Below are 19,303 nucleotides of genomic sequence, written 5' to 3'. Positions count from 1 at the left end.
CTGGCTGCCGCAGAAGCGCCTTTTTCAACAGAATCCGCCAGCACCAGCCATAGACACGTTGCAAACGACTTCGTAACCTCCAGCCCAATGTTGTCGCTTTTTCCCTCAGTCCCATGTTGCGTTTGAGTGATCGACTCAATTGGATCAAGGGGTTACAGGTGGATCAGGGACGTTATGGGATACAAGTGGCATAAACATTATGCTCACTTGTGTTGCCTACTTATAGTGGGACGGCTAGAAGAATGATCAGAATACATGGGCAAAAGGACAACTCGCCGGAGTATCAGGCAGCTGAGAAATTAGCAGGCCTCGCTGCAGCGAGTATTGCCGGACTGGATGAGGATAGTCAGATAGTTCTTGAGATTTTTCCTTCGGCTAAATGCTTTGGGCAGAAGATCCAAGACATCGACTTGCTCGTGTTATTTGCTAACTACCGCAAGGAGGAAATTCGATCGCCCCAAAGCAAAACGCTAATCCATTCGTTCTGTGTTTCGTTTGAATTAAAAGGGCATTCGCCCCATTTGGTTCGCTTTGAGGGTAATCGGTGTTTTGTTAAATACAACGATAGTGATCATGATGTTACTGCGCAAAGCGATGGGCAGAAGTACTCCATCAAAAAATATATTGAGAAGAATAGCCTGAGCAAAAGCTCTCCTTGGATCACAAATTTGATTTGGCTTGAGCGAGTGCAAGATTCGCTTATCCCCAAGTCACAGAACAATATCCTTGGGTCGGATGCGACTTGGGAAGATTTGTTGGAAAAAGTAGCCTTGCTATCGAGTCGGCCGGGTGCTAACGAGGTGTGTTGCTTTTCCGCTCGCGGTTACATGGTAAACACCTTGGAAGTGTTTTCAAAAACATTGATTCCATCCAAAATCGACAGAAAGCGGCTTGAAGCGATCACTAAATCTGTCCTGGATCGAACGCAGCAGCAATACGCCGAGAAGCTGGGAAAGCAGCTTCTAATATTTCGAGGGCGCGGCGGTACAGGAAAGACGGTACGCCTTATTCGCGTGGCATATCAAGCATATGACGAATTTGGATTGCGCGTTGTCTTGCTTACCTACAACAAGGCGTTGGTTGCAGATTTACGTAGACTACTTGCCTTGCTAGGAGCTAAAGATTCGGTCGGAGAGGGAAGTATTTCTATCAAGACCATTCATAGCTTCATGCACGAATGGCTGGTTGCTTTGGGTGTTATTTCAAAGCAGGAACCCGATTTCCTTGAAGCTTACGAAGGCTATAAAAAAGCTGCGCTTGAATATTTGTCAACCGGCACTGTGACACAAGAAGAAGTCGAGAAGTCGAGATCAGCTCACAGTAGGTCCTTGACGTGGGATCTGTTGCTCATCGACGAATCGCAAGATTGGCCTTCTACTGAACGAGACCTGATCTATCAGCTATATGGGCCGGAGAAGGTAATCATTGCTGACGGGGTTGATCAGTTCGTGCGAGGTGTGGAGAAGATCGATTGGCGGGCAAATGTTGGGGCGTGCGAAAGCCAAATTGTTCCGCTAAGGAAAAGCCTGCGGCTTAAATCCAGCCTTTGCCAAACGGTAGGTCATTTCGCTAAGGAAATTGAGTACGCGAATTGGAATCTCGAGCCTCTGCCTGAATCACACGGCGGTAGAGTTATAGTGGTTGTTGGCGACCCATTGTCCCAAAAGTTTCATTCTAAGCTGACGGCAACCGCTAGAGATGATGGGAACAAGCCGATTGACATGCTGTTTTGTGTGCCGCCTGGGTGGGTGGAAAATTCCGCCGATGGGAAAAAGCGTTCGAAGGTCGGAAAGCAGTATTCTGAATGGGGTCTTAAGTGTTGGGATGCCGTAGATCCGGAGCAGCGAGACGAATATCCAACTAGTGTCGAGCAGTTTCGAATTGTTCAGTACGAATCATGTCGTGGCCTCGAGGGTTGGGTCGTGGTTAATTTCGCCTTAGATGAATTCTTTTCTTACAAGCAGGAGAACGCTCAAGTCAGCGAAGAGGAGAAAAACGACATATTCTACGACGAACAAGAAGCGGCCCTTGATTACGCGAAAAAGTGGGTGATGATCCCCCTCACAAGAGCAATAGATACGCTCGTGATCCATGTCTCAGACCCTGAGTCGTACATTGGCAAAATCGCCATTGACCTACACCGCAAGTACCCCGAAAGCATTGATTACTATGAATTTTAAACCTCCGAGTACTGCCTCCCAACAAGTCGCTGCAGGTGATGTTTGATCCGCTACGCACTTTTGTGCCGCCGCAAAGCATGCGTCACCTCGAGCGCACTTGAGCTCAGGCGTTGCAGGCACTCCTGATCAACCTGGACCTTGAACGGTTTGGGGTAAGAGCTTCGTTGGTGCATGGAAATTCCTGGTCTGTCCCGGGCTGCGCGGACACTCCCTTAGGTAGATAGTTCAGTGGGTCTACAGTCAGACCTGGTCTTACAACAGATGCTCTCGCAAATACTCTGCAGTCTCCTGATCTGTGCAGTACACGTAGCAGCCCTTCATTCCGCGAGTCATAAGGGTCCGGTAGGTGTTCTTGATGATCAGGTCCGTCTCCTGCTTGGCCAGGTCCGGATGTTCCCTCATCAGCTTCTTGTACCCACGAATCGATTTGTCATGTTTGTCTCGTTGGTCCGGGGCTGTGATGACTTGCCCGTTCCTGACGATCAGATCGGGGCCAATGATGACGCCGATGTAATCGACCTCAAGGCCCTGGCAGGTATGAATGCAGCCCACCTGCTCAATCGAGTTTTCAGCGATGATCCAGAGGCTGCCATCCTGGTCGAGGTTCCATTGGCGTCGGTAGTTCTCGCCAATGATGATGTCGTGTGCAGTCGAGTCCTTCTTGCTGCGCCAGGGCCAGCAATAGCCGGCTACGACACGGGCCTTGTTTGACTTGTTCTTCGCTTCCACAGCGGCATGGAGCGATTCAGGGGTGTCGAATACCTTGAACTCGTACTCATAACCGTTGAGCTGCTTGTTGGCGGTGGGACGGATATCGAGGACGTCGTCCAGCCAGGCCAAGTAGCCGTCAGAGCCGCTGCAGCGGAATTGCGAAGCAAGGTTGTACTCCTCAACTGTGGCCCCCTTGGCCTCTGCGAACTTCCTGATGGATTGCTTGCTGCCGATGTCACTGAGCGTGACGCGCTGATCCTCGTCGATGAAAAAGATCGCGCACTTGGACGACTCAATAAGCTCCTTGATCTGGTTTTCACCCAGGTTGCCGTAAAGCCCGCTCTTTTCGTTGAGACGGTGGGCTTCGTCGACGATCAACATGTCGAAGGTGTTCGGCTCGGTATCGATGAAGGCACCCGAGCCCGTGAACATATGCGAGAACTTGCTTCGCGTGATCGAACCGACGAGCTTTGATTCATATACCTTGCGCGGTGCTGCGTTCTTGGAAACGTACTTGCCCACTAAGCCGAGCGAGGTGAGATGCACGAGTAGGTTAATGGCGAGCACCGTTTTTCCCGTGCCAGGCCCCCCTTCGATAATCAGAACCCTGGGTTGCGCTTCGGATGCCGACTTGGCAGCCGCTATCGTCGATTCGTAGACCTCTTTTTGGTCATCGATCAGCACGAATTCCGGCTGAGCAGCGAGGAGTCCTTTCAGTGAGTCGGCGAGTGCTTTGGAGGGGCGAATTCTCCCATTCGCTAGTTCGTAGAGCACCTTCTTGGAATCACCACATTTGATGTGCTTCTTGATAAAGGTGCGTAGGCGTTCCAGCTCCTCTTTGCCTTTTAGGAATAGAGGAGCCTTCTCCAAATAGGCCTGGTAGTGGGGCGAGTCGATCACGCCGTCCCGCACATAGTTGTGCAGGTATGCGCAGGGGCGCACTGAGATGCTGTCTTCGTAGACGGCCTCATTGAATCCCTCCAGCAACGACGCATAAGACCAAGCTTGGTACGAGGGGTGTACTACCTCGCGTAGCCCATTGCCCAGCGCAGTTTTCACGATGGCGTCTTTGCTGGTCGCCGTGATCTTGTCCCACTGCTTAAGTTCGACGAGCACGGCATGCTTGGTACCCGATTCATCGTGCCCAGTCAGTGTGACGTCGATGCGTTTCGAGGTTTGCGGAATGTGCAGCTCAATGGCCAATCCGGTGTCATCAGGGACTTCTTCGTCGCGCAGCACCTTGGCCATATAGCCAAGGGAGCCTTTCCAGGAATTGACCTCAGATGCAGCGACCTTTTTCCCGGTTGCGGTCGTGAAGCTTTGAAGGATCACCTCCTCGATGTCGTCATTATCGTGATCGTGGAGGAACTGTTTCTTGGTGGCTTCGTAAACGATCAACTTGTGTCTTCCTTGGCAAACGTCCGGATTAGATCTGGTCGTACTTCTTGCTTGTGTTCCAGGCCTTCTCGACCGGGTATTTCTCGCCGTTAAGCTTCAATTTCTGTTGCGCTGCGGCGTTAAGGTCGACGCCCAGTACCGAGGCCAGCCGCACGACGTACATCAGCACGTCTGCCAATTCGTCCTTCACAGCCTGGGCCGTTTCCGGATTTCGGGCTGCTTCCTTGGAGGCGTCCTCAGTCATCCACTGGAAGATCTCGTTGAGTTCACCCACCTCTCCGCTCAGGGCCATCGCCAGATTCTTGGGAGAGTGGAACTGGGCCCAATTTCGATCGTTGGCGAATTGCTCAAGCTTTTCGGCGAGCTGGGATATGTCGACCAAAGGGGAGGGTGGGGTGGATGCGTTCGTCACGTGGGTGTCCTGTGATGTCCTGATCAGGCAGCGGAGGCAAGGGGTCTGAGTTGTGCCTGTATTGCTTCAGCTCGACACCATACGTCCTTCAGACGGAGTGAAAAAGCCTGTAGGACTTTTTCACCAGTCGTAAGGAGCGGTTTATATTCCAGAAGGCCACTGTCGGGTGTTAGATCATTGATATAGAACGCTCCATCCAGGTGTAATCGTCCGGCTTAGTAGGCTGGCGAGGCTCCTACAAGCCTCGATTTTGTGTAGGACAGGCACCCAATGGGGCAGCAGTTAATCGAACTCACTCGCCCGCTGCGTCGGCAGCCGCGTAAGCACATCCTTCCAATTGGCATACAGGTCATGCCCAATCATCCGCGCTGACTGGATCAAGCTCATGATCGATGCCGCCCGCTTGCCAAATCCCGCATCGCAAGGGCTCTGTGGCCAGAGTCGGTTGAACTTGTGGAGCCTGCTCTCGTGGACTGGGATGACACGCTAGCCATCGTTCGGGTCATTCACGAGGCCGTGGCGTTCTTCGGTTACAACCATTTGAGCGCATCGCGGTGGTTCTCCTCTCCAGTGATCGGTCTTGGTGGGCAACACCCGAAAGACCTCGTTCAGAGCAAGGCGGGGCGCCAAGCATTCCTGACACTGCTCGAAAAGTTGGCCCATGGCGTGCCGCCATGAGCCGTACTTGTGAGTTGTCCTGGGTGACACGAACCAGACGGTATTCCAGCCGAGCGCATCTGATCAGGGCGCTTTCTGCTGACTTCCTCGCGGCTGGCTTTGGTCTCCGCAGTGGGCAATCAGTGAGACCCGCTTGGGCTCAGGCAAGCCTCAATCAGCTCTGCGGTATCAAGCAATCGCTCACGCAGGGCGGGAAGCCAAATAACTGCCACGGATGAGTTTCGTTGGGCCAATTCGAGTACCACCTGGAGGGCGTGGTCGGAATGCCGAATCAGTTCAATCAAGTGAAGGCCGCTGGGACCGTGACTTCCCGCAAGCCAATGCTTGGCGGTGCGTTCACTGGCATCGGTCCAGTGTCGCAGCGTCTTTATTGCGCGATGTGACGTGCCCAGCTCGGTGCGCAAGGCAGCGGCCAAGGCGCCGGCATAGGTTTCTGCACTGATTGGAAATGGATTGCCCATTTTCGCGATCATTTTTCCGTTTCCCCTCTCTAGATTCGTTAGTGGTGCATCCGTCAAAGGCCAGTAGACGGGGCGCGGTCTACGGCTCGGCATGGGTGTAGACCCAAAGCCGCTGAGGGGGCATCGATCTGAAAATGAGACGAACAAATTTATCCACGGCAGAGGGCAGCAATAGGGCGGCGGCCTATGTCCGTATGTCGACGGAGCATCAGCAGTACTCCACGGAGAATCAGCTAGACGCCATTCGCGTCTACGCTGCAGCGCATGAGTTGGATATCGTCCGGGTGTACACGGATGCGGGGAAAAGTGGGCTGAGTCTGGACGGTCGAGAAGCCCTTCAACATTTGCTTCGGGACGTTGATGCCGGCCAGTCCGACTTCTCAGTGGTACTGGTCTATGACGTGAGTCGCTGGGGACGCTTTCAGGATCCTGATGTGAGTGCCAGCTACGAAGTCCGCTGTCGGCAGGCCGGTGTTCGGGTCGAGTATTGTGCCGAACAGTTCGTCAACGATGGTTCACCTGTATCCAGCATCATCAAAAGCGTTAAACGCATGATGGCGGGTGAGTACAGCCGCGAGCTATCCGTCAAGGTATTTGCGGGGCAGTCGCGCCTGATCGAGTTGGGATACCGACAGGGCGGGCCAGCAGGGTATGGGTTGCGGCGCCAACTGATCGATCAGGCCGGACAGCCGAAAGCGCTCCTGAGTCGTGGTGAGCACAAGAGCCTTCAGACGGATCGGGTGATCCTCACCCCGGGGCCGGAACCCGAACAGGAGGTGATTCAGGGCATTTATCAGGCCTTTGTCAAAGAAGGCCGCACCGAAGCCGACATTGCAGAGCAGCTGAATCGGCGCGGACTTCGCACCGACTGGGAGCGACCGTGGACACGGGGCGTAGTGCACCAAGTGCTGATCAACGAGAAATACATCGGCAACAACGTCTGGAATCGTACCTCTGGCAAACTGAAGCAGCACCGTACCCGCAATCCAATTGATCAGTGGGTGCGAGCCGACGGCGCCTTCTCCCCCGTGGTCGACCACTCGTTATTCCTCGCGGCGCAGGCCATCATCCGCGCGCGTTCACGGCACTGGTCCGATGAGCAAATGCTGGTCACCTTGAAGCAGCTTTTTGAGGAGCGAGGCTGCCTGTCTGGGTTGATCATTGACGAGCAGGAGGACTGCCCCTCCAGCAGTTGTTATCGCCAGCGCTTCGGCAGTTTGCTGCGCAGCTACAGCCTAATCGGCTACTCCCCTGCACGAGACTACAGCTATCTTGAGGCCAATCGCCGTCTGCGTGAGCGGCACCCCCATATATTGGTCGACACGCAGGAGCGCATTCGCGTCGTAGGCGGTCGCATCACGGTCGATCCCCAGACCCAACTGATTTGGGTCAACGACGAGTTCTCGATCTCGGTGGTCCTTTGCCGCTGTCAGTGCCCTGCTTCTGCGCGCAGGCGCTGGCAACTTCGCTTCGACTTCGGGCTGTTGCCTGACCTGACCGTCGCGGTACGCATGCTACCGGGCGAGCAGGAGGTGCTCGACTACTACCTCTTTCCGATGATTGATTTGGCGGCACCGCACTTGCGTCTGGGAGACACCAACCCCCGCGAGTTGGAACTCTATCGGTTCGACAGCCTGGACATCTTGGCGGCCCTGAGTCGGCGTCTACCTCTGATGAGGGCTGCGTAATGGCCATGCCGCAGGAAAATCATCCTGCACTTCATATTGCGCAAGCGGCGCCCATTGCCCAAATCCCGTTGGCGGATATTCGCGTGTTGAACCCGCGAAGTCGCAATCAGCAAGTCTTTGCGCGACTCGTGGAAAACATCGCCAGTCTAGGGCTGAAACGACCGATTACAGTGACTCGAAATGGTCCGAGCTTCGATCTGATTTGTGGCCAGGGGCGCTTCGAAGCTTTCAAGATCCTGGGTGAGTCGACGATTCCGGCGGTGGTGGTTACGGCGACCGAGGCGGATCGTTACCTGATCAGCCTGGTAGAGAATCTGGCCCGGCGAAAGCACTCGAACCGCGATTTGCTGATGGCCATCAGCGTACTGCATGAACGTGGTTACTCCATTAAGCAAATAGCTCAGAAAACTTGCTTGGACGGTGCTTACGTTGGCGGGATCCTGATCCTGTTGCGCCAAGGGGAGGAGCGCTTGATCGCAGCGGTCGAGAAGGGCTGGCTGCCGATTAAAGTGGCAACGGAGGTGGCACGGGCTGACGATACCGAGGTGCAGGCAGCAATGCTGGAGGCCTACGAAAGTGGGGTGTTGAAGGGGGATCAACTGATCAAGGTTCGTCGTCTTATCGACCGGCGACGCCTCCTGGGTAAAGGCTATGGGATACGCCAAGGCGCCGAACGAATGACCACACCGCGCCAGCTTCTGAACGCCTATCAAACCGAGGTGCGCCGTCAGCGCCTAATGGTGAAGAAGGCGGATGTCGGCGAGCAACGTTTGCTTTTTGTGGTGACCGCGTTACGCCGGTTGTTGGCCGATGAGTACTTCCGCTCGTTGTTGCGGAGTGAAGGCATCGATGACATCCCACAGGTGTTGGCTGAGCGCATTCAGGGGGATGCATGACCGCCGTTAAACGCGCCTTCGAGCCCGACTTGATTACTGTCCCCCTGCCGCAAATCCTGCCATCGCGTCAGGTCAGCCACGACATGCTGGTCTCGGTCAAATACGCCGCGATTCTGGCGTCCATTAGAGAGTTGGGGGTGGTTGAACCTCTGGCGGTTCATCCCGAGCCGATTCGGGGGGCGGGCGGGGAGACCCGCTACCTACTGTTGGATGGTCATCTGCGTTTAGCCGCCTTAAAGCAGTTGGGCGCGTCGGAAGCGCTCTGTCTGCTGGCCACGGATGATGAGGGCTTTACCTATAACCGGCAGATCAACCGCCTCACGCCGATCCAAGAGCACAAGATGATTCTGGAGGCCATTCGCAAAGGGGCCACGGCTGAGCGGATCGCGGAGGTTTTGAGCGTCAACGTCGGGCGCATCCGCGAACGCCAGCATCTGCTGAGGGGGATTGCGCCAGAGGTCGCGGAGTTGCTCAAGACCCGCATGGTCAGTCAGGCGGTCTTTCGCGTGCTGCGCAAGATGAGGCCCATGCGCCAGATCGAAGTAGTGGAGATGATGATCTCGGCCAACTGTTTCACCGGCCGTTACGCCGAAATGGTGTTGGCCGCAACCCGTCCCGAACAACTGGTCGAACCGAAGAAAGTCAGTGAGGGCGTGACGGCTGAAGACATTGCGCGGATGGAGCGGGAAATGGAGAAGCTCTACCACGACTATAGGCTGGTCGAGGACACCCTCGGCGAAACCATGCTGGTGCTCGTGGTTGCCAAGGGCTACGTCTCCCGCTTGCTGCGCAATGAAACTATCGCCGCCTATCTGGAGCGCTTCGAGCCGGACCTAGGGCGGGAACTGGCGGTGGTCATGGATGCGGTCACCGCCGATGCCCGCAGTCTAGAGCGCGAATAGGTCCTCATTCTGCGCTAAGTGGCTGCTCGCGCCAGGCACTCGCCAGGTGGCGTTGGTCCACGGCAAGCCCGGCGAAGCTGAGGCTCATGACCATGCAGCCAACGCCACCCCTGCAAAGGTGACCTCCCGCGCATGCTTTGAGCCGCCTTGGGCTTGGTGGGCTGTTTGGAGCGCTTATCGGTGGCAAAAAAAAAGCCTCCTTGCGGAGGCGAGTGAGTCTTGCGAAGTGGAGGCTCTACTTCAGGCCAAACTGCTGTATTGCATGTTCGCGCAGGCGGCCTTTCTGGACTTTGCTGGAGCCAGTCATGCCAATGCTTTCGAAGTCCTCGACGATGGCCAGGAAACGCGGAACCTTGAAGTTGGCACATCGTTGCTTGCAGAAGCAGATGAGCTCATCCGAGGACGCTGAGACACCTTGCTTCAAGGTGACGTATGCCGCTGGCACTTCCCCCAGCCGGGCGTCGGGTACACCGATCACTTGAGCCAGTTCGACGGCCGGGTGTTTCAGCAGTACCTGCTCCACCTCTAGGGGCGACACGTTTTCGCCACCGACACGGAACATATCCTTGAGTCGGCCAACGAAGCGCAAGCGGCCGTCGGCGGAAAGTACACCGAGATCCCCCGTGTGCAGCCAGCCGCCGCGCAGGGCCGACGCGGTCTGTTCCGGCAGCTTGTAATACCCCTTCATCAGGCTCCAGCCACTGGCGCAGATTTCGCCCGGTTGACCCGCGGGCAGCGTCTCACCGGTGGCCGGGTTGCGAATTTCCACCTGCAGGCCCTCATGGGGTTTCATTGAGCCATCCAGGCGGTATTCGAGCGGTTCGCGATAGTCGGAGATCACGATGTTGGGAGAGGCTTCGGATAGGCCGTAGGCATTGCAGATTTCCGCTGCTCCCATCTTGTCGACTACATCCTGAAGGATCTGCGGGCTGGCGGCGGCCCAGCCACCACGCAAGTACAGTTTCTTTTCTTCGAAGCTCGGCTCGGCGAGTAGCATCAGGAACATGGTGTCGTTGCCTGAGGTCAGCGTGCAACGCTCTCGGCTCATGATCTCTAGCGCCTGCGCGGGGTCGAAGGTGGCAGCGGTTACCAAGGTAGCGCCATGCACCAACGCCACGAGCAGCGACATGGTGCTGCCGGCGACATGGTAGAAGGGGCGGGGGCTGAAGTAGCGGTCGTCGTAACGAACGCCCATGCGTCCGGCTACGGATTTGGCTACGCCCAGCATTGAGGCGTGGCTGAGCATTACGCCCTTGGGAAACGCAGTGGTGCCCGAGGTGAATTGGATCAGCAAGGTATCGTCCGGTTGCACTTGGTCGCGTGCCTGGCTCAGCTCCGCGACAGCGATACCCTTGCTCAGGATGAGGAAGCGTTCCTCGCTGATAGCGCCGGCCGGCACCTGCTCGCCAAATACGACCACATGCCGCAGCAAGGGCAGGGCCTTGCCAGGAAGCGCTTGGTCAATGGCCGGCTCGACCTCGCGCAGCATCGCGCTGAAGTCGATCTTCCCCAGGAAGCGGTCGACGCAGAACAAGGCGCGCACGTCTTCATGAACCAGCCCGTAACCTAGCTCTTCCGTGCGAAAGCGGGTATTGAACGGAACGCAGACAAGTCCGATGGAGGCCGCCGCATACCAGATCACTGCCCACTGCACGGAGTTGCCCATCAACACGCCGATGTGATCGCCGCGCTGCAGGCCCAATGCGATCATGCCCTTTGCGGTCGTCTCGACCTGCTTGAGCAGGGCGCTGTAACTTAGGCGGCCGTCTTCGGCTACCAGCGCATCATTGTCCGGATGTTGGCTGGCGACGTCCTTGAGGACTGACCAGAGCGGACCGGGGAGCGGGGAAGCGTTTGCAGTCATCATCTGTCCTCAGGAAAACGAAGTCATACCGGCGCGCCAGGTGCCCTGGTTGAGGTTCTCCTCGATTGCCAGGATTTCATGGGCGAGGGCTCCAAATCGGCTGTCGTCGACACCCCGATCAATAGTGCGCTTGGCGCTGCGCATGGCTGCACCAGGTGCTGCCGCAATGCTTCGGGCCAGTTCCATGACAAAGTCAGGAAACTCCTCGACGGGGCGCACCTGGTTGACCAGGCCGATGTCTACGGCTTCCTGTGCGGACACTTCACGACCGGTGAACATCAATTCCTTGGCGATGCGACGGCCCACGATGCGTGGCAAACGTTGGGTGGCGCCGACGGTGCCCCAGCGCGCCTCTGGATAACGGAAGCTGGCGGCCTCGCTGGCAACGATGAAGTCGCAAGCGCCGGCAATTTCGCAGCCAGAACCCACGGCTGGCCCCTCGATAACCGCCACGACCGGCATCGGCAGTTCTTCAATGGCTGCATAGACCGCGAAGGCCTTGATGCGCCGTGCGCGGATCTGGTCCTCGTTCATCTCCTTGCGTTCTTTCAGATCGGCACCGGCGCAAAACACAGGCCCATTGGCGCGGATCAGAACCACATGGACGTCCTGGCAAGCGCCGACTTCGCGAATGGCAGCATGCAGGTCCTGACAGAGCCCGGTATTCAAGGCATTGCGCGCCTCGGGGCGATTCAAAGTGATCGTGGCAATGTGTTCGTCGAGGGACAGGCTTACTCTGCCCAGTTCCAGAATTTGCATGTTCAGATCGCTCCGTCAGTGCGCAGTGCTTCGATTCGCTGGGGGCTGTAGCCCAGGCCAGACAGAACCGCTTCGGTGTGCTCGCCCAGCAGTGGTGGACGGCTAGGGGCCGGATTCTCCAGACCATTGAACTGGAAGGGCAGGCGGATCGCCGGGAAGCGCCCGCCCTCCGGGTGCTCGAACTCGCTGAACACACCGCGGGCGTTCAGGTGGGGATCCACTACCACTTCGTCCAGCGTCTTCAGCGGGCCTGCCGGTACCCCGGCGGCGTCGCAGGCCGCGCAGAGTTCGTCGCGGGTCATCCGTCCTGTGGCTTCACTTAGGGCTGCCATGACCTCGTCGCGGTGCATGACGCGACCGCTGTTGACCTGCAGCCTCGGGTCCTGAGCCAGATCGTTGAGACCCAGGAGTTCGCACAGCGGGTGCCAATGCTGGTCGGCACCTGTGATGTGAACGAAGCCGCCGTCAGCGCAGCGGAAGCTGGCCGAAGGCACACGACCGGGATGCTCGGTACCGAGACGCTCGGGCACTTCGTCCAGCGCGAAGTAGCGGGCCGCGGCGAGGGACAGCAGGCTGATCTGGCCGTCTAGCATGGAGAAATCCAGATAGGAACCAGCACCGTCGTGACCCCGGCCTTGCAGCATCGATACGATGCCAAGCGCGATCCAAAGACCGGAGCTGAGATCCGAGACCGGGATGCCGGGCTTGACCGGGCCCCCGTCCTTCTCGCCGGTCAGGCTCATGATGCCGCTCATGGCCTGGAACACAGTGTCGTAGCCTTTTTTCTTTGCATAGGGGCCGGTCTGGCCGAACCCCGTACAAGACACATAGATCAGCCGCGAATTGATTTCCTTCAGGCTGGGCCAATCGAGCCCATAGCGTTTCAGGGTGCCGACTGGGAAGTTCTCCAACACCACATCCGCGCTGTTGACAAGCTTACGAACGACCTCTTGGCCCTCGGCGCTGCGCAGGTTAACGGTGATGGATTCCTTGCTGCGGTTAAAAGCGTAGAAGTACGCGCTGCGTTCGTGGCCCAGGGCTGCTGCCAAGGCATCTTCATCCAGTTGGTCCCGGACCAGTTCGTCTTGACCGACGAAGGGTTCGTAGCCGCGGGTCTCGTCGCCGCACAAGGGCTGTTCCACCTTGATCACGCGGGCACCCAGTTCAGCCAGGATCATCCCGGCGAACGGGCAGGCCAGCACCCGCGCCAATTCGATAACGGTAATGCCTTCCAGCGGTTTCATGCGACTTGCTCCTTCTGCCGGAAGGCACGCATCTGGGCATTCAACTGCTGGCCAAGCTTGAGTCCTTCGCTGAAGGGGAGCTCTGCCACCTGGTGGAAGATCTTCTTGGTTGCTTGCATGGCGTTCTGCGGGTGAGCCGCCAATGCGAGTGCCAGCTCCTCGGCTTCGGCCAGCAACTCATCGTCTGGCACTACGCGGTTCACCAGCCCCAGCTTCATTGCTTCCGTTGCATCAACTGTGCGACCAGTGGCCACCAGCTCAAAAGCCGCTTTGCGACCTACGTGCTCGACCAGACCCGCCATCACGATGGCAGCAACAATCCCATGCTTTACCTCGGGATAGCCGAAGCGTGCCGATTCGCTCGCCAGTGCGAGGTCGCAGGAGATCGCCAGTCCACTGCCGCCGCCCATCGCGTAGCCGTTCACTGCCGCGATTACCGGCTTGCTCATGTGTTTGACCAGCCCCTGGAGTTCGGTGGTGAGGGCGGCACGGCGATCTACCAGTTCCTGGTTGTCCGGGGTCAGCACGGCGAATTCGCGAGTGTCGGCGCCTGCGCAGAAACCGCGCCCGGCGCCGGTGACTATCACCGCGCGCACGGCTTCGTCGGCATCAGCCGCCTTCAGTGCTGCTACCAGGCCTTCGGTGAGGGCGAAGTTCAACGCATTGAGTTTGTCGGGACGGTTCAGCGTGATGGTCTGGACGCCGTCGGCGGTTTGGGTCAGAACGACTGGCTCTTGGGTCATGGTGCAGGCTCCCGTCAGGATTGCATGGCGCGCAGGCGGGATAGTGCCTGCTCAAGTTCTTCGATCAGCGAATGCATGATGGCGCTGGCAGGCAGCAGCTCGCGGACCAGGCCGGCGGATTGGCCCGCTTCCACTTTTCCGTTGCCGATGTCACCGTCGAATGACGCCTGCTTCAGGCTTGCGGAGGCCAGCAGGGCCTCGTACGCAGCCGGGTCGCGCTCGGGGAGACCGTCGCGCTCGGCGTTCGCCACGCGTTCCGTGAACGCATTGCGCAGGCTGCGGACGGGGAGCTTGCGTCCTACGAGGACGGTTTCATCAATCTCTGCCTCCAGCACCCGCTGCTTGTAGGCAGGATGCAAGTTGGCTTCTTCGCTGAGCATGAACCGGGTGCCGAGCTGGACTGCGTCGGCGCCAAGGGCCAGCAGGGCGGCGATGCCGTAACCATCGGCAACACCACCACCGGCCACGACGGGAATGCTGACTTCCTGGAGCACCCTGCGCACATTCACCAGGGTGCTCACTTCATTGGCCGGTGGATGGCCGCCAGCTTCGCTTCCTACCACCACCAAGCCGTCGACGCCGACCGCACTGGCCTTTATCGCGTGCTCGACGAAGGCGACTACGTGCAGCCAAGTGGCGCCGTAGTCCTTGAAGCGTGCCAGATGTGCCTTCGGTGAGCCCTGGCTGGCAATAATCACCGGGACGCGTTCGGCGACCAGCAGATCCAGGACTTCTTCAGCACCCTTGCGGTAGAGAGGCATGTTCACCGCAAAGGGCTTGTTGGTAAGTGCTTTGACCTCACGGATTGTCTCCGTGAGGTCCGGCAGGCGCATGGGACCCGCCGCGATGACGCCGAGACCGCCGGCGTTGGAAACTGCTGCCGGCAATGCCGCGCAACTCGATGCCCAGCTCATGCCAGCCTGAACAATCGGATAGGAGATACCCAGCAAACGGGTCAGACGGGTATCGATAGGCATCGATCAGTCCTCATGGTCTTCATCTTCAGGGTGGTCATACGGGGTGTGTTTCTTCAGCTCGCCGAAGTAGGCCAGGCTGTTGGCGTAAACCCGCTGCATCAGCGCCTTGAGCTGCTCGCGTTCCTCACCGGACAGCCCGTCAAGCATGGCTTCATTACGGGCCTGGGAATCGTCGAGGATGCGGCGCACCAGGTCCTTGCCCGCCGGGCTCAGGCACAGCAGGGCGCTACGCCCATCCTCCGGGTTGGGTTGGCGCTCGATCAGCTCTCGCTTGCTCAGATTCGTCACCAGTCGACTCATCTGGCTCTTGAGCACGCCAGCATGCTTCGCTACTCGAACCAGCGGGGCTTCACCGAGGTAGTCGAGGATGGCGAGGGTCCGCCACTCCAGCACCGTGATGGAAAAGTGCTGGGGGATCACCAAGGCAGCGATCCGGCTGGAGAGTCCCGCCAGACGCTGCAGTTGCACGGAGAACAGGTCGCGCATGTCCGTGGATGCTTCGATATCGCGATTGACTGCTGTTGCTTGTTTTTTCATGGGGTCACCTATGAGGAGTTCCTGTCATCAGTGCCTCATTGTTCTGGACTGCTCGGACTTGCTCAACGACTGAATCGCGACTGGGCGACAAGTTTGTCGAGCGTGGCGTCCAGGCCCCTGGAAAATGCGTCCAGCACCAAGTCGACTTCCGCTTCGGAAATGATCAGCGGCGGCGCGAAGACCACCGAGTCGTTGAGGGCGCGGGCGGTCACGCCGTTGGCTTCGGTTTGTTGCGAAACAGCCAGGGCGACTTTCCATTCCCTGGGGAATGCGGTTTTGTTCGCCTTGTCCGCGACGACCTCCACCCCCCACATCAAGCCTTCACCACGCACTTCGCCCACCAGGGGATGGTCGGCCAGCTTGCGAAGGCCAGTCCCCAGACGGCTGCCGACGCGCTGGGCATGCTCTGGCAGCTGGCGCTCCTGGTAGATGTTCAGGCATTCGAGTGCGACGGCCGCCGGCACCGGATGGCCGCCGTAGGTGTAGCCATGGCCGAACACCCCGATCTTCTCGCTTTGGCTCTTCATGGCCTGGTAGATACCTTCGGAGATCATCAGGGCGGAGATCGGCAAGTAGGAAGCCGACAGAGCCTTGGCGCAGGTCAGCATGTCCGGTTTCAGGCCGAAGGTCTGCGAACCCCACCAGTTGCCGGTGCGGCCGAACCCACAGATGACTTCGTCGGCCACCAGCAGGATGTCGTGGCGCTTGAGCACGGCCTGGATTTTCTCGAAATAGCCGGCCGGCGGGGTGATCACGCCACCGGTGCCCATCAGCGGCTCGGCGAAGAAGGCGGCGATGGTGTCGGCGCCTTCCCTTTCGATCAGTGCTTCTAGTTCTGCGGCCAGACGGCCGGAGAAGGCTTCTTCACTCTCGCCCGGCAAGCCCTCGCGGTAGTAGTGGGGGCAGGTGACATGGAGGAAGCCGGGCAAGGGCAGCCCGAAGTCCTGGTGCAGGTGCGGCAAGCCGGTAAGGCTGGCGCTGGCCACTGTGGTGCCGTGATAGGCGCGGTTGCGGCTGATGATCTTTCGGCGCTGGGGTTGGCCGACTGCACTCCAGTAATACCAGGCCAGCTTGATCGCGGTGTCGTTGGCTTCGGAGCCGGAGCAGGCGAACAAGACCTTGGACATTGGCACCGGGGCGAGCTGGATCAAACGCTCGGCCAGCTGGATCGCCGGCTCGGTGGAACGATGGGCGAAGTTCTGATGGTAGGGCAGTTCCTGCATCTGGCGCAGCGCTGCGTGTACCAGGCGCTCTTCGCTGTAACCCAAGGCTGCACTCCACATGCCCGACATGGCATCCAGGTAGCGCTTGCCCTTGTCGTCCCAGGTATAGACCCCTTCGCCGCGAACCATGACGGTCGGGCCTACCTGCTCGTGAATCGAGAGGTTGGTCTGGCTATGGATATGGAAGGCGATATCGGCTGCGTGCAACGAGTTTGACATGGCAATTGCTCCTGTTCGGACCTGCGATCGGGCTGCTCGCTGAGTAACCCTGCTCATTCAACATGGTTGACAATGTGAATCATGTGGTTCATGTTGTCAACCATCTCAAGGGGCCAACTGGCGATAGAGATGGCAGACGGACGGAAGGCACTAAAGACCCACTCCCAATGCCGCAACAGGATGTAGCTTTGAGAATTACCGCTGCCTAAGAACAAGTCCCGCGCCTGACAGGGCGCTAGAAATAGGAGCTGGAAAATGATCGATACACTTCCCTCACCCAAGGCGATCCGCCTCTTCCTGGGCGCCATGGCCGTCAGCCTGGTCGCGCCCGTGATGGCCGCTGATGAGCAGACGGTCACCGTGGCCGGCTATGGCGGCAATCTGCAGGACGCGCTGATCCAGACACTGTGGAAACCCTCGGCGGAGAAAGCCGGCCTGACCCTGCGCACGGAATCGCACGATGGCCAGCCGTCCGTTCGTCTGCAGGTGCAGTCGGGCAAGCCGAGCTGGGATGCCATTCATATCGGCGCCAACGACTGTGCGGCGCTTTCCGAGCAGGGAATGTTCGAGCCGCTGGACTATTCCGTCATCGATGCCAGTGGTATTCCCAGCCGCGCGCGGGGCAAGGACTGGATCGCCACCAATAGCTACTCGGTGGTGATGGGCTGGCGCACCGACAAGTTCAAGGACGGCCCGAAGAACTGGCAGGAGTTCTGGGACGTGAAGAAATTCCCTGGTCGTCGTGCACTGTCGGTGGCTCCGGATGAAATGCTCGAAGTCGCCCTGCTGGCCGACGGTGTACCGCGTGACCAGCTCTACCCGCTGGATATCGAGCGCGGCTTGGCTTCATTGGAGAAGATCAAATCGGATGTTGCGGTTTGGTGGACCTCTGGTGCCCAGTCCTCGCAGTTGATCAAGGACGGTGAGGTCGACCTGATCGCCATCTGGAGTAGCCGTGTCGACTCCGTCGTGAAGGACAAGGCTCCGGTTGCTTACACCTACGATGACGGGCTGCTGGGCTATGGCTGCATGGCCATCCTGAAGGGGGCGAAGAACGTCGCTGCCGCCCAGAAGCTCATCGCCAATACGGTATCTGCTGACATCCAGGCCCGTATCCCGACCATGATGGGCTACTACGGCCCGACCAATAACCAGGCCTTTGAAAAGGCCAGTTTCTCAGCGGACATTCTGAACCAGTCGAACATGTCGCCTGCCAACCGCGCCAAGCAGACCATGATGGATCCGCGCTGGTGGGGTCGGCATGTCACCGAGGTTCAAGAAGACTACAAAGAGCTGATCGCACAATAGTTCTGGATTTGCGGAGGTCGGAGTTATGCAAGGCAATATTGCGATTCGGGATGTCTACAAGGGCTACGGATCATTCATCGCAATCGATCATGTGTCCCTTGATGTGCATGCCGGTGAGTTTCTCACTCTGCTCGGTCCTTCGGGGTCGGGGAAGACCACGCTGCTCAATGTGCTGGCGGGATTCATTCGCCCTGACTCAGGGAGAATCAAGGTTGACGGAGTCGAGTTCCTCACTCGACCTCCGCACAAGCGCGACGTGGGCATGGTGTTCCAGAACTACGCGCTGTTCCCGCACATGACGGTGGCGGAAAACGTCGCGTACCCACTGCGCCTGCGCAAGGTGGGCGGTGCCGACCGGGTCAAGCGGGTCAAGGCGGCGCTGGAAATGGTGCAGATGGACCACCTCGGCGAGCGTGGAATCCACCAGTTATCCGGTGGACAGCGTCAGCGCGTGGCCCTGGCAAGGGCAATGGTCTTCGAGCCCAAGATCCTGCTGATGGACGAGCCGCTTTCAGCTCTGGACAAGAACCTGCGTGAACACATGCAGCTGGAGCTCAAGCGGCTCCATGCACGCTTGGGCATGACCACCATCTATGTTACTCACGACCAGAAGGAAGCACTGACGCTTTCCCACCGTATTGCCGTACTGAACAAGGGGAAGCTGGCTCAGCTGGATACGCCCGACGCCTTGTATGAGCGACCGACGGACCGCTTCGTCGCCGGGTTCATCGGTGAAAGCTGTTTCCTGGAAGTTGAGGAGGGGAGCGGCGGCGTGATGTTGCAGGGGCGTCCGTTGAAACTGCCACAGGGAACGGCCACTCGACACCCGCAGAAGCGCGTCCTGATGGTGCGACCGGAACGCCTGCAATGGCAGATCAGCGGTGATGGCCATGCGATGAACCGCATTCAAGGTACGGCCCGGGACGTGGTCTACCAGGGGGACAGCTACCACGTCGGCCTAGTTCTACCGGACGGTACGGAGCTCACTGCCAGACACCAGAAAGGATTCCGAGATGTTCCCGTGCCCGTGCCGGGGGCACCAGTCGAACTCTGGCTGCACGCTGAGGACACGCTGCTGGTGGCGGAGTCGGCATGACTTCCGA

At 58.4% G+C, this 19,303-nt stretch carries 17 protein-coding genes and 1 pseudogene; 7 read left to right on the top strand and 11 right to left on the bottom strand.

The window, feature by feature from the left end; genetic code table 11:
• Nucleotides 1-242 precede the first annotated feature (242 nt).
• Entirely contained in the window at nt 243-2,180 is a 1,938-nt protein-coding gene (locus TQ98_RS16815; RefSeq protein ID WP_044874640.1) for an AAA family ATPase, read from the top strand.
• Between the two features lie 252 nt (nt 2,181-2,432).
• Here the strand turns inward: TQ98_RS16815 and TQ98_RS16810 are convergent, their stop codons facing one another.
• The 3 genes and pseudogenes from TQ98_RS16810 to TQ98_RS27925 form a co-directional block, all read right to left on the bottom strand.
• Nucleotides 2,433-4,289 carry a DUF2075 domain-containing protein gene (locus TQ98_RS16810; protein WP_044874641.1) on the bottom strand — a complete coding sequence of 619 codons (1,857 nt, stop codon included), beginning with the start codon at nt 4,287-4,289 and terminating at the stop codon, nt 2,433-2,435.
• Nucleotides 4,290-4,317: 28 nt separating this feature from the next.
• Nucleotides 4,318-4,701: a nucleotide pyrophosphohydrolase gene (locus TQ98_RS16805; RefSeq protein WP_044874642.1), complete on the bottom strand. Its 384-nt coding sequence runs from the start codon at nt 4,699-4,701 to the stop codon at nt 4,318-4,320.
• 282 nt (nt 4,702-4,983) lie between these two features.
• Nucleotides 4,984-5,109: pseudogene (locus TQ98_RS27925) on the bottom strand (transposase domain-containing protein); the annotation flags it as partial.
• Nucleotides 5,110-5,169: 60 nt separating this feature from the next.
• Between TQ98_RS27925 and TQ98_RS16800 the strand changes: the two are divergent.
• Nucleotides 5,170-5,379, top strand: coding sequence for an antitoxin Xre/MbcA/ParS toxin-binding domain-containing protein (locus tag TQ98_RS16800; RefSeq protein WP_044874643.1), 210 nt, complete (start codon nt 5,170-5,172; stop codon nt 5,377-5,379).
• A 119-nt stretch (nt 5,380-5,498) separates the two neighbouring features.
• Here TQ98_RS16800 and TQ98_RS16795 read toward each other — a convergent pair whose 3' ends face one another.
• Nucleotides 5,499-5,852, bottom strand: coding sequence for a hypothetical protein (locus TQ98_RS16795; RefSeq protein WP_082073294.1), 354 nt, complete (start codon nt 5,850-5,852; stop codon nt 5,499-5,501).
• A 122-nt stretch (nt 5,853-5,974) separates the two neighbouring features.
• Here TQ98_RS16795 and TQ98_RS16790 point away from each other — a divergent pair, with 122 nt between their 5' ends.
• The 3 genes from TQ98_RS16790 to TQ98_RS16780 are packed head-to-tail and all read left to right on the top strand — an operon-like array spanning nt 5,975 to nt 9,326.
• On the top strand, nt 5,975-7,528 hold the full coding sequence (locus TQ98_RS16790) for a recombinase family protein (protein WP_082073295.1): 1,554 nt from the start codon (nt 5,975-5,977) through the stop codon (nt 7,526-7,528).
• Nucleotides 7,528-8,424: a plasmid partitioning protein RepB C-terminal domain-containing protein gene (locus tag TQ98_RS16785; protein ID WP_044874645.1), complete on the top strand. Its 897-nt coding sequence runs from the start codon at nt 7,528-7,530 to the stop codon at nt 8,422-8,424. The genes TQ98_RS16790 and TQ98_RS16785 overlap by 1 nt, the downstream gene beginning before the upstream one ends.
• Nucleotides 8,421-9,326 (top strand): plasmid partitioning protein RepB C-terminal domain-containing protein, encoded by a 906-nt coding sequence (locus TQ98_RS16780; RefSeq protein ID WP_044874646.1) that lies wholly within the window; start codon nt 8,421-8,423, stop codon nt 9,324-9,326. The genes TQ98_RS16785 and TQ98_RS16780 overlap by 4 nt, the downstream gene beginning before the upstream one ends.
• Nucleotides 9,327-9,561: 235 nt before the next feature.
• Here the strand turns inward: TQ98_RS16780 and TQ98_RS16775 are convergent, their stop codons facing one another.
• From TQ98_RS16775 to TQ98_RS16745, 7 genes are all read right to left on the bottom strand, one after another.
• The gene (locus tag TQ98_RS16775; protein ID WP_242443156.1) at nt 9,562-11,193 is read right to left on the bottom strand and encodes an AMP-binding protein; all 1,632 of its coding nucleotides are present in this window, start codon (nt 11,191-11,193) and stop codon (nt 9,562-9,564) included.
• A gap of 6 nt (nt 11,194-11,199) precedes the next feature.
• Nucleotides 11,200-11,949, bottom strand: a complete 750-nt coding sequence (locus TQ98_RS16770; protein WP_044874647.1) for an enoyl-CoA hydratase/isomerase family protein — start codon at nt 11,947-11,949, stop codon at nt 11,200-11,202.
• A gap of 2 nt (nt 11,950-11,951) precedes the next feature.
• A complete protein-coding gene (locus TQ98_RS16765; protein WP_044874648.1) occupies nt 11,952-13,193 on the bottom strand; it encodes a CaiB/BaiF CoA-transferase family protein in 1,242 nt (413 codons plus the stop codon).
• Nucleotides 13,190-13,936, bottom strand: coding sequence for an enoyl-CoA hydratase/isomerase family protein (locus TQ98_RS16760; protein ID WP_044874649.1), 747 nt, complete (start codon nt 13,934-13,936; stop codon nt 13,190-13,192). The genes TQ98_RS16765 and TQ98_RS16760 overlap by 4 nt, the downstream gene beginning before the upstream one ends.
• Nucleotides 13,937-13,950: 14 nt before the next feature.
• Entirely contained in the window at nt 13,951-14,913 is a 963-nt protein-coding gene (locus tag TQ98_RS16755; RefSeq protein WP_044874650.1) for a nitronate monooxygenase, read from the bottom strand.
• A 3-nt stretch (nt 14,914-14,916) separates the two neighbouring features.
• On the bottom strand, nt 14,917-15,450 hold the full coding sequence (locus TQ98_RS16750) for a MarR family winged helix-turn-helix transcriptional regulator (protein WP_082073296.1): 534 nt from the start codon (nt 15,448-15,450) through the stop codon (nt 14,917-14,919).
• Between the two features lie 62 nt (nt 15,451-15,512).
• Nucleotides 15,513-16,892, bottom strand: a complete 1,380-nt coding sequence (locus TQ98_RS16745) for an aspartate aminotransferase family protein (protein WP_044874652.1) — start codon at nt 16,890-16,892, stop codon at nt 15,513-15,515.
• Between the two features lie 255 nt (nt 16,893-17,147).
• On the opposite strand from TQ98_RS16745, the gene TQ98_RS16740 reads away from it, so the two are divergent.
• Nucleotides 17,148-18,200 (top strand): ABC transporter substrate-binding protein, encoded by a 1,053-nt coding sequence (locus TQ98_RS16740; protein WP_044874653.1) that lies wholly within the window; start codon nt 17,148-17,150, stop codon nt 18,198-18,200.
• Nucleotides 18,201-18,225: 25 nt separating this feature from the next.
• A complete protein-coding gene (locus TQ98_RS16735) occupies nt 18,226-19,296 on the top strand; it encodes an ABC transporter ATP-binding protein (RefSeq protein WP_044874654.1) in 1,071 nt (356 codons plus the stop codon).
• The last annotated feature ends 7 nt before the right edge of the window (nt 19,297-19,303 follow it).

Source organism: Pseudomonas sp. LFM046 (genome assembly GCF_000949385.2).
GTDB lineage: Bacteria > Pseudomonadota > Gammaproteobacteria > Pseudomonadales > Pseudomonadaceae > Metapseudomonas.
Note: the sequence above shows the minus strand (reverse complement) of the source record. Positions and strands in the feature narration are given on the sequence as shown.

Coding starts and splice junctions, on each gene's coding strand:
- TQ98_RS16785 (WP_044874645.1), top strand. CDS start 7,528: ATGGCCATGCCGCAGGAAAATCATCCTGCACTTCATATTGCGCAAGCG.
- TQ98_RS16745 (WP_044874652.1), bottom strand. CDS start 16,892: ATGTCAAACTCGTTGCACGCAGCCGATATCGCCTTCCATATCCATAGC.
- TQ98_RS16735 (WP_044874654.1), top strand. CDS start 18,226: ATGCAAGGCAATATTGCGATTCGGGATGTCTACAAGGGCTACGGATCA.
- TQ98_RS16750 (WP_082073296.1), bottom strand. CDS start 15,450: ATGAAAAAACAAGCAACAGCAGTCAATCGCGATATCGAAGCATCCACG.
- TQ98_RS16755 (WP_044874650.1), bottom strand. CDS start 14,913: ATGCCTATCGATACCCGTCTGACCCGTTTGCTGGGTATCTCCTATCCG.
- TQ98_RS16770 (WP_044874647.1), bottom strand. CDS start 11,949: ATGCAAATTCTGGAACTGGGCAGAGTAAGCCTGTCCCTCGACGAACAC.
- TQ98_RS16795 (WP_082073294.1), bottom strand. CDS start 5,852: ATGATCGCGAAAATGGGCAATCCATTTCCAATCAGTGCAGAAACCTAT.
- TQ98_RS16765 (WP_044874648.1), bottom strand. CDS start 13,193: ATGAAACCGCTGGAAGGCATTACCGTTATCGAATTGGCGCGGGTGCTG.
- TQ98_RS16815 (WP_044874640.1), top strand. CDS start 243: ATGATCAGAATACATGGGCAAAAGGACAACTCGCCGGAGTATCAGGCA.
- TQ98_RS16775 (WP_242443156.1), bottom strand. CDS start 11,193: ATGATGACTGCAAACGCTTCCCCGCTCCCCGGTCCGCTCTGGTCAGTC.
- TQ98_RS16760 (WP_044874649.1), bottom strand. CDS start 13,936: ATGACCCAAGAGCCAGTCGTTCTGACCCAAACCGCCGACGGCGTCCAG.
- TQ98_RS16780 (WP_044874646.1), top strand. CDS start 8,421: ATGACCGCCGTTAAACGCGCCTTCGAGCCCGACTTGATTACTGTCCCC.
- TQ98_RS16790 (WP_082073295.1), top strand. CDS start 5,975: ATGAGACGAACAAATTTATCCACGGCAGAGGGCAGCAATAGGGCGGCG.
- TQ98_RS16740 (WP_044874653.1), top strand. CDS start 17,148: ATGATCGATACACTTCCCTCACCCAAGGCGATCCGCCTCTTCCTGGGC.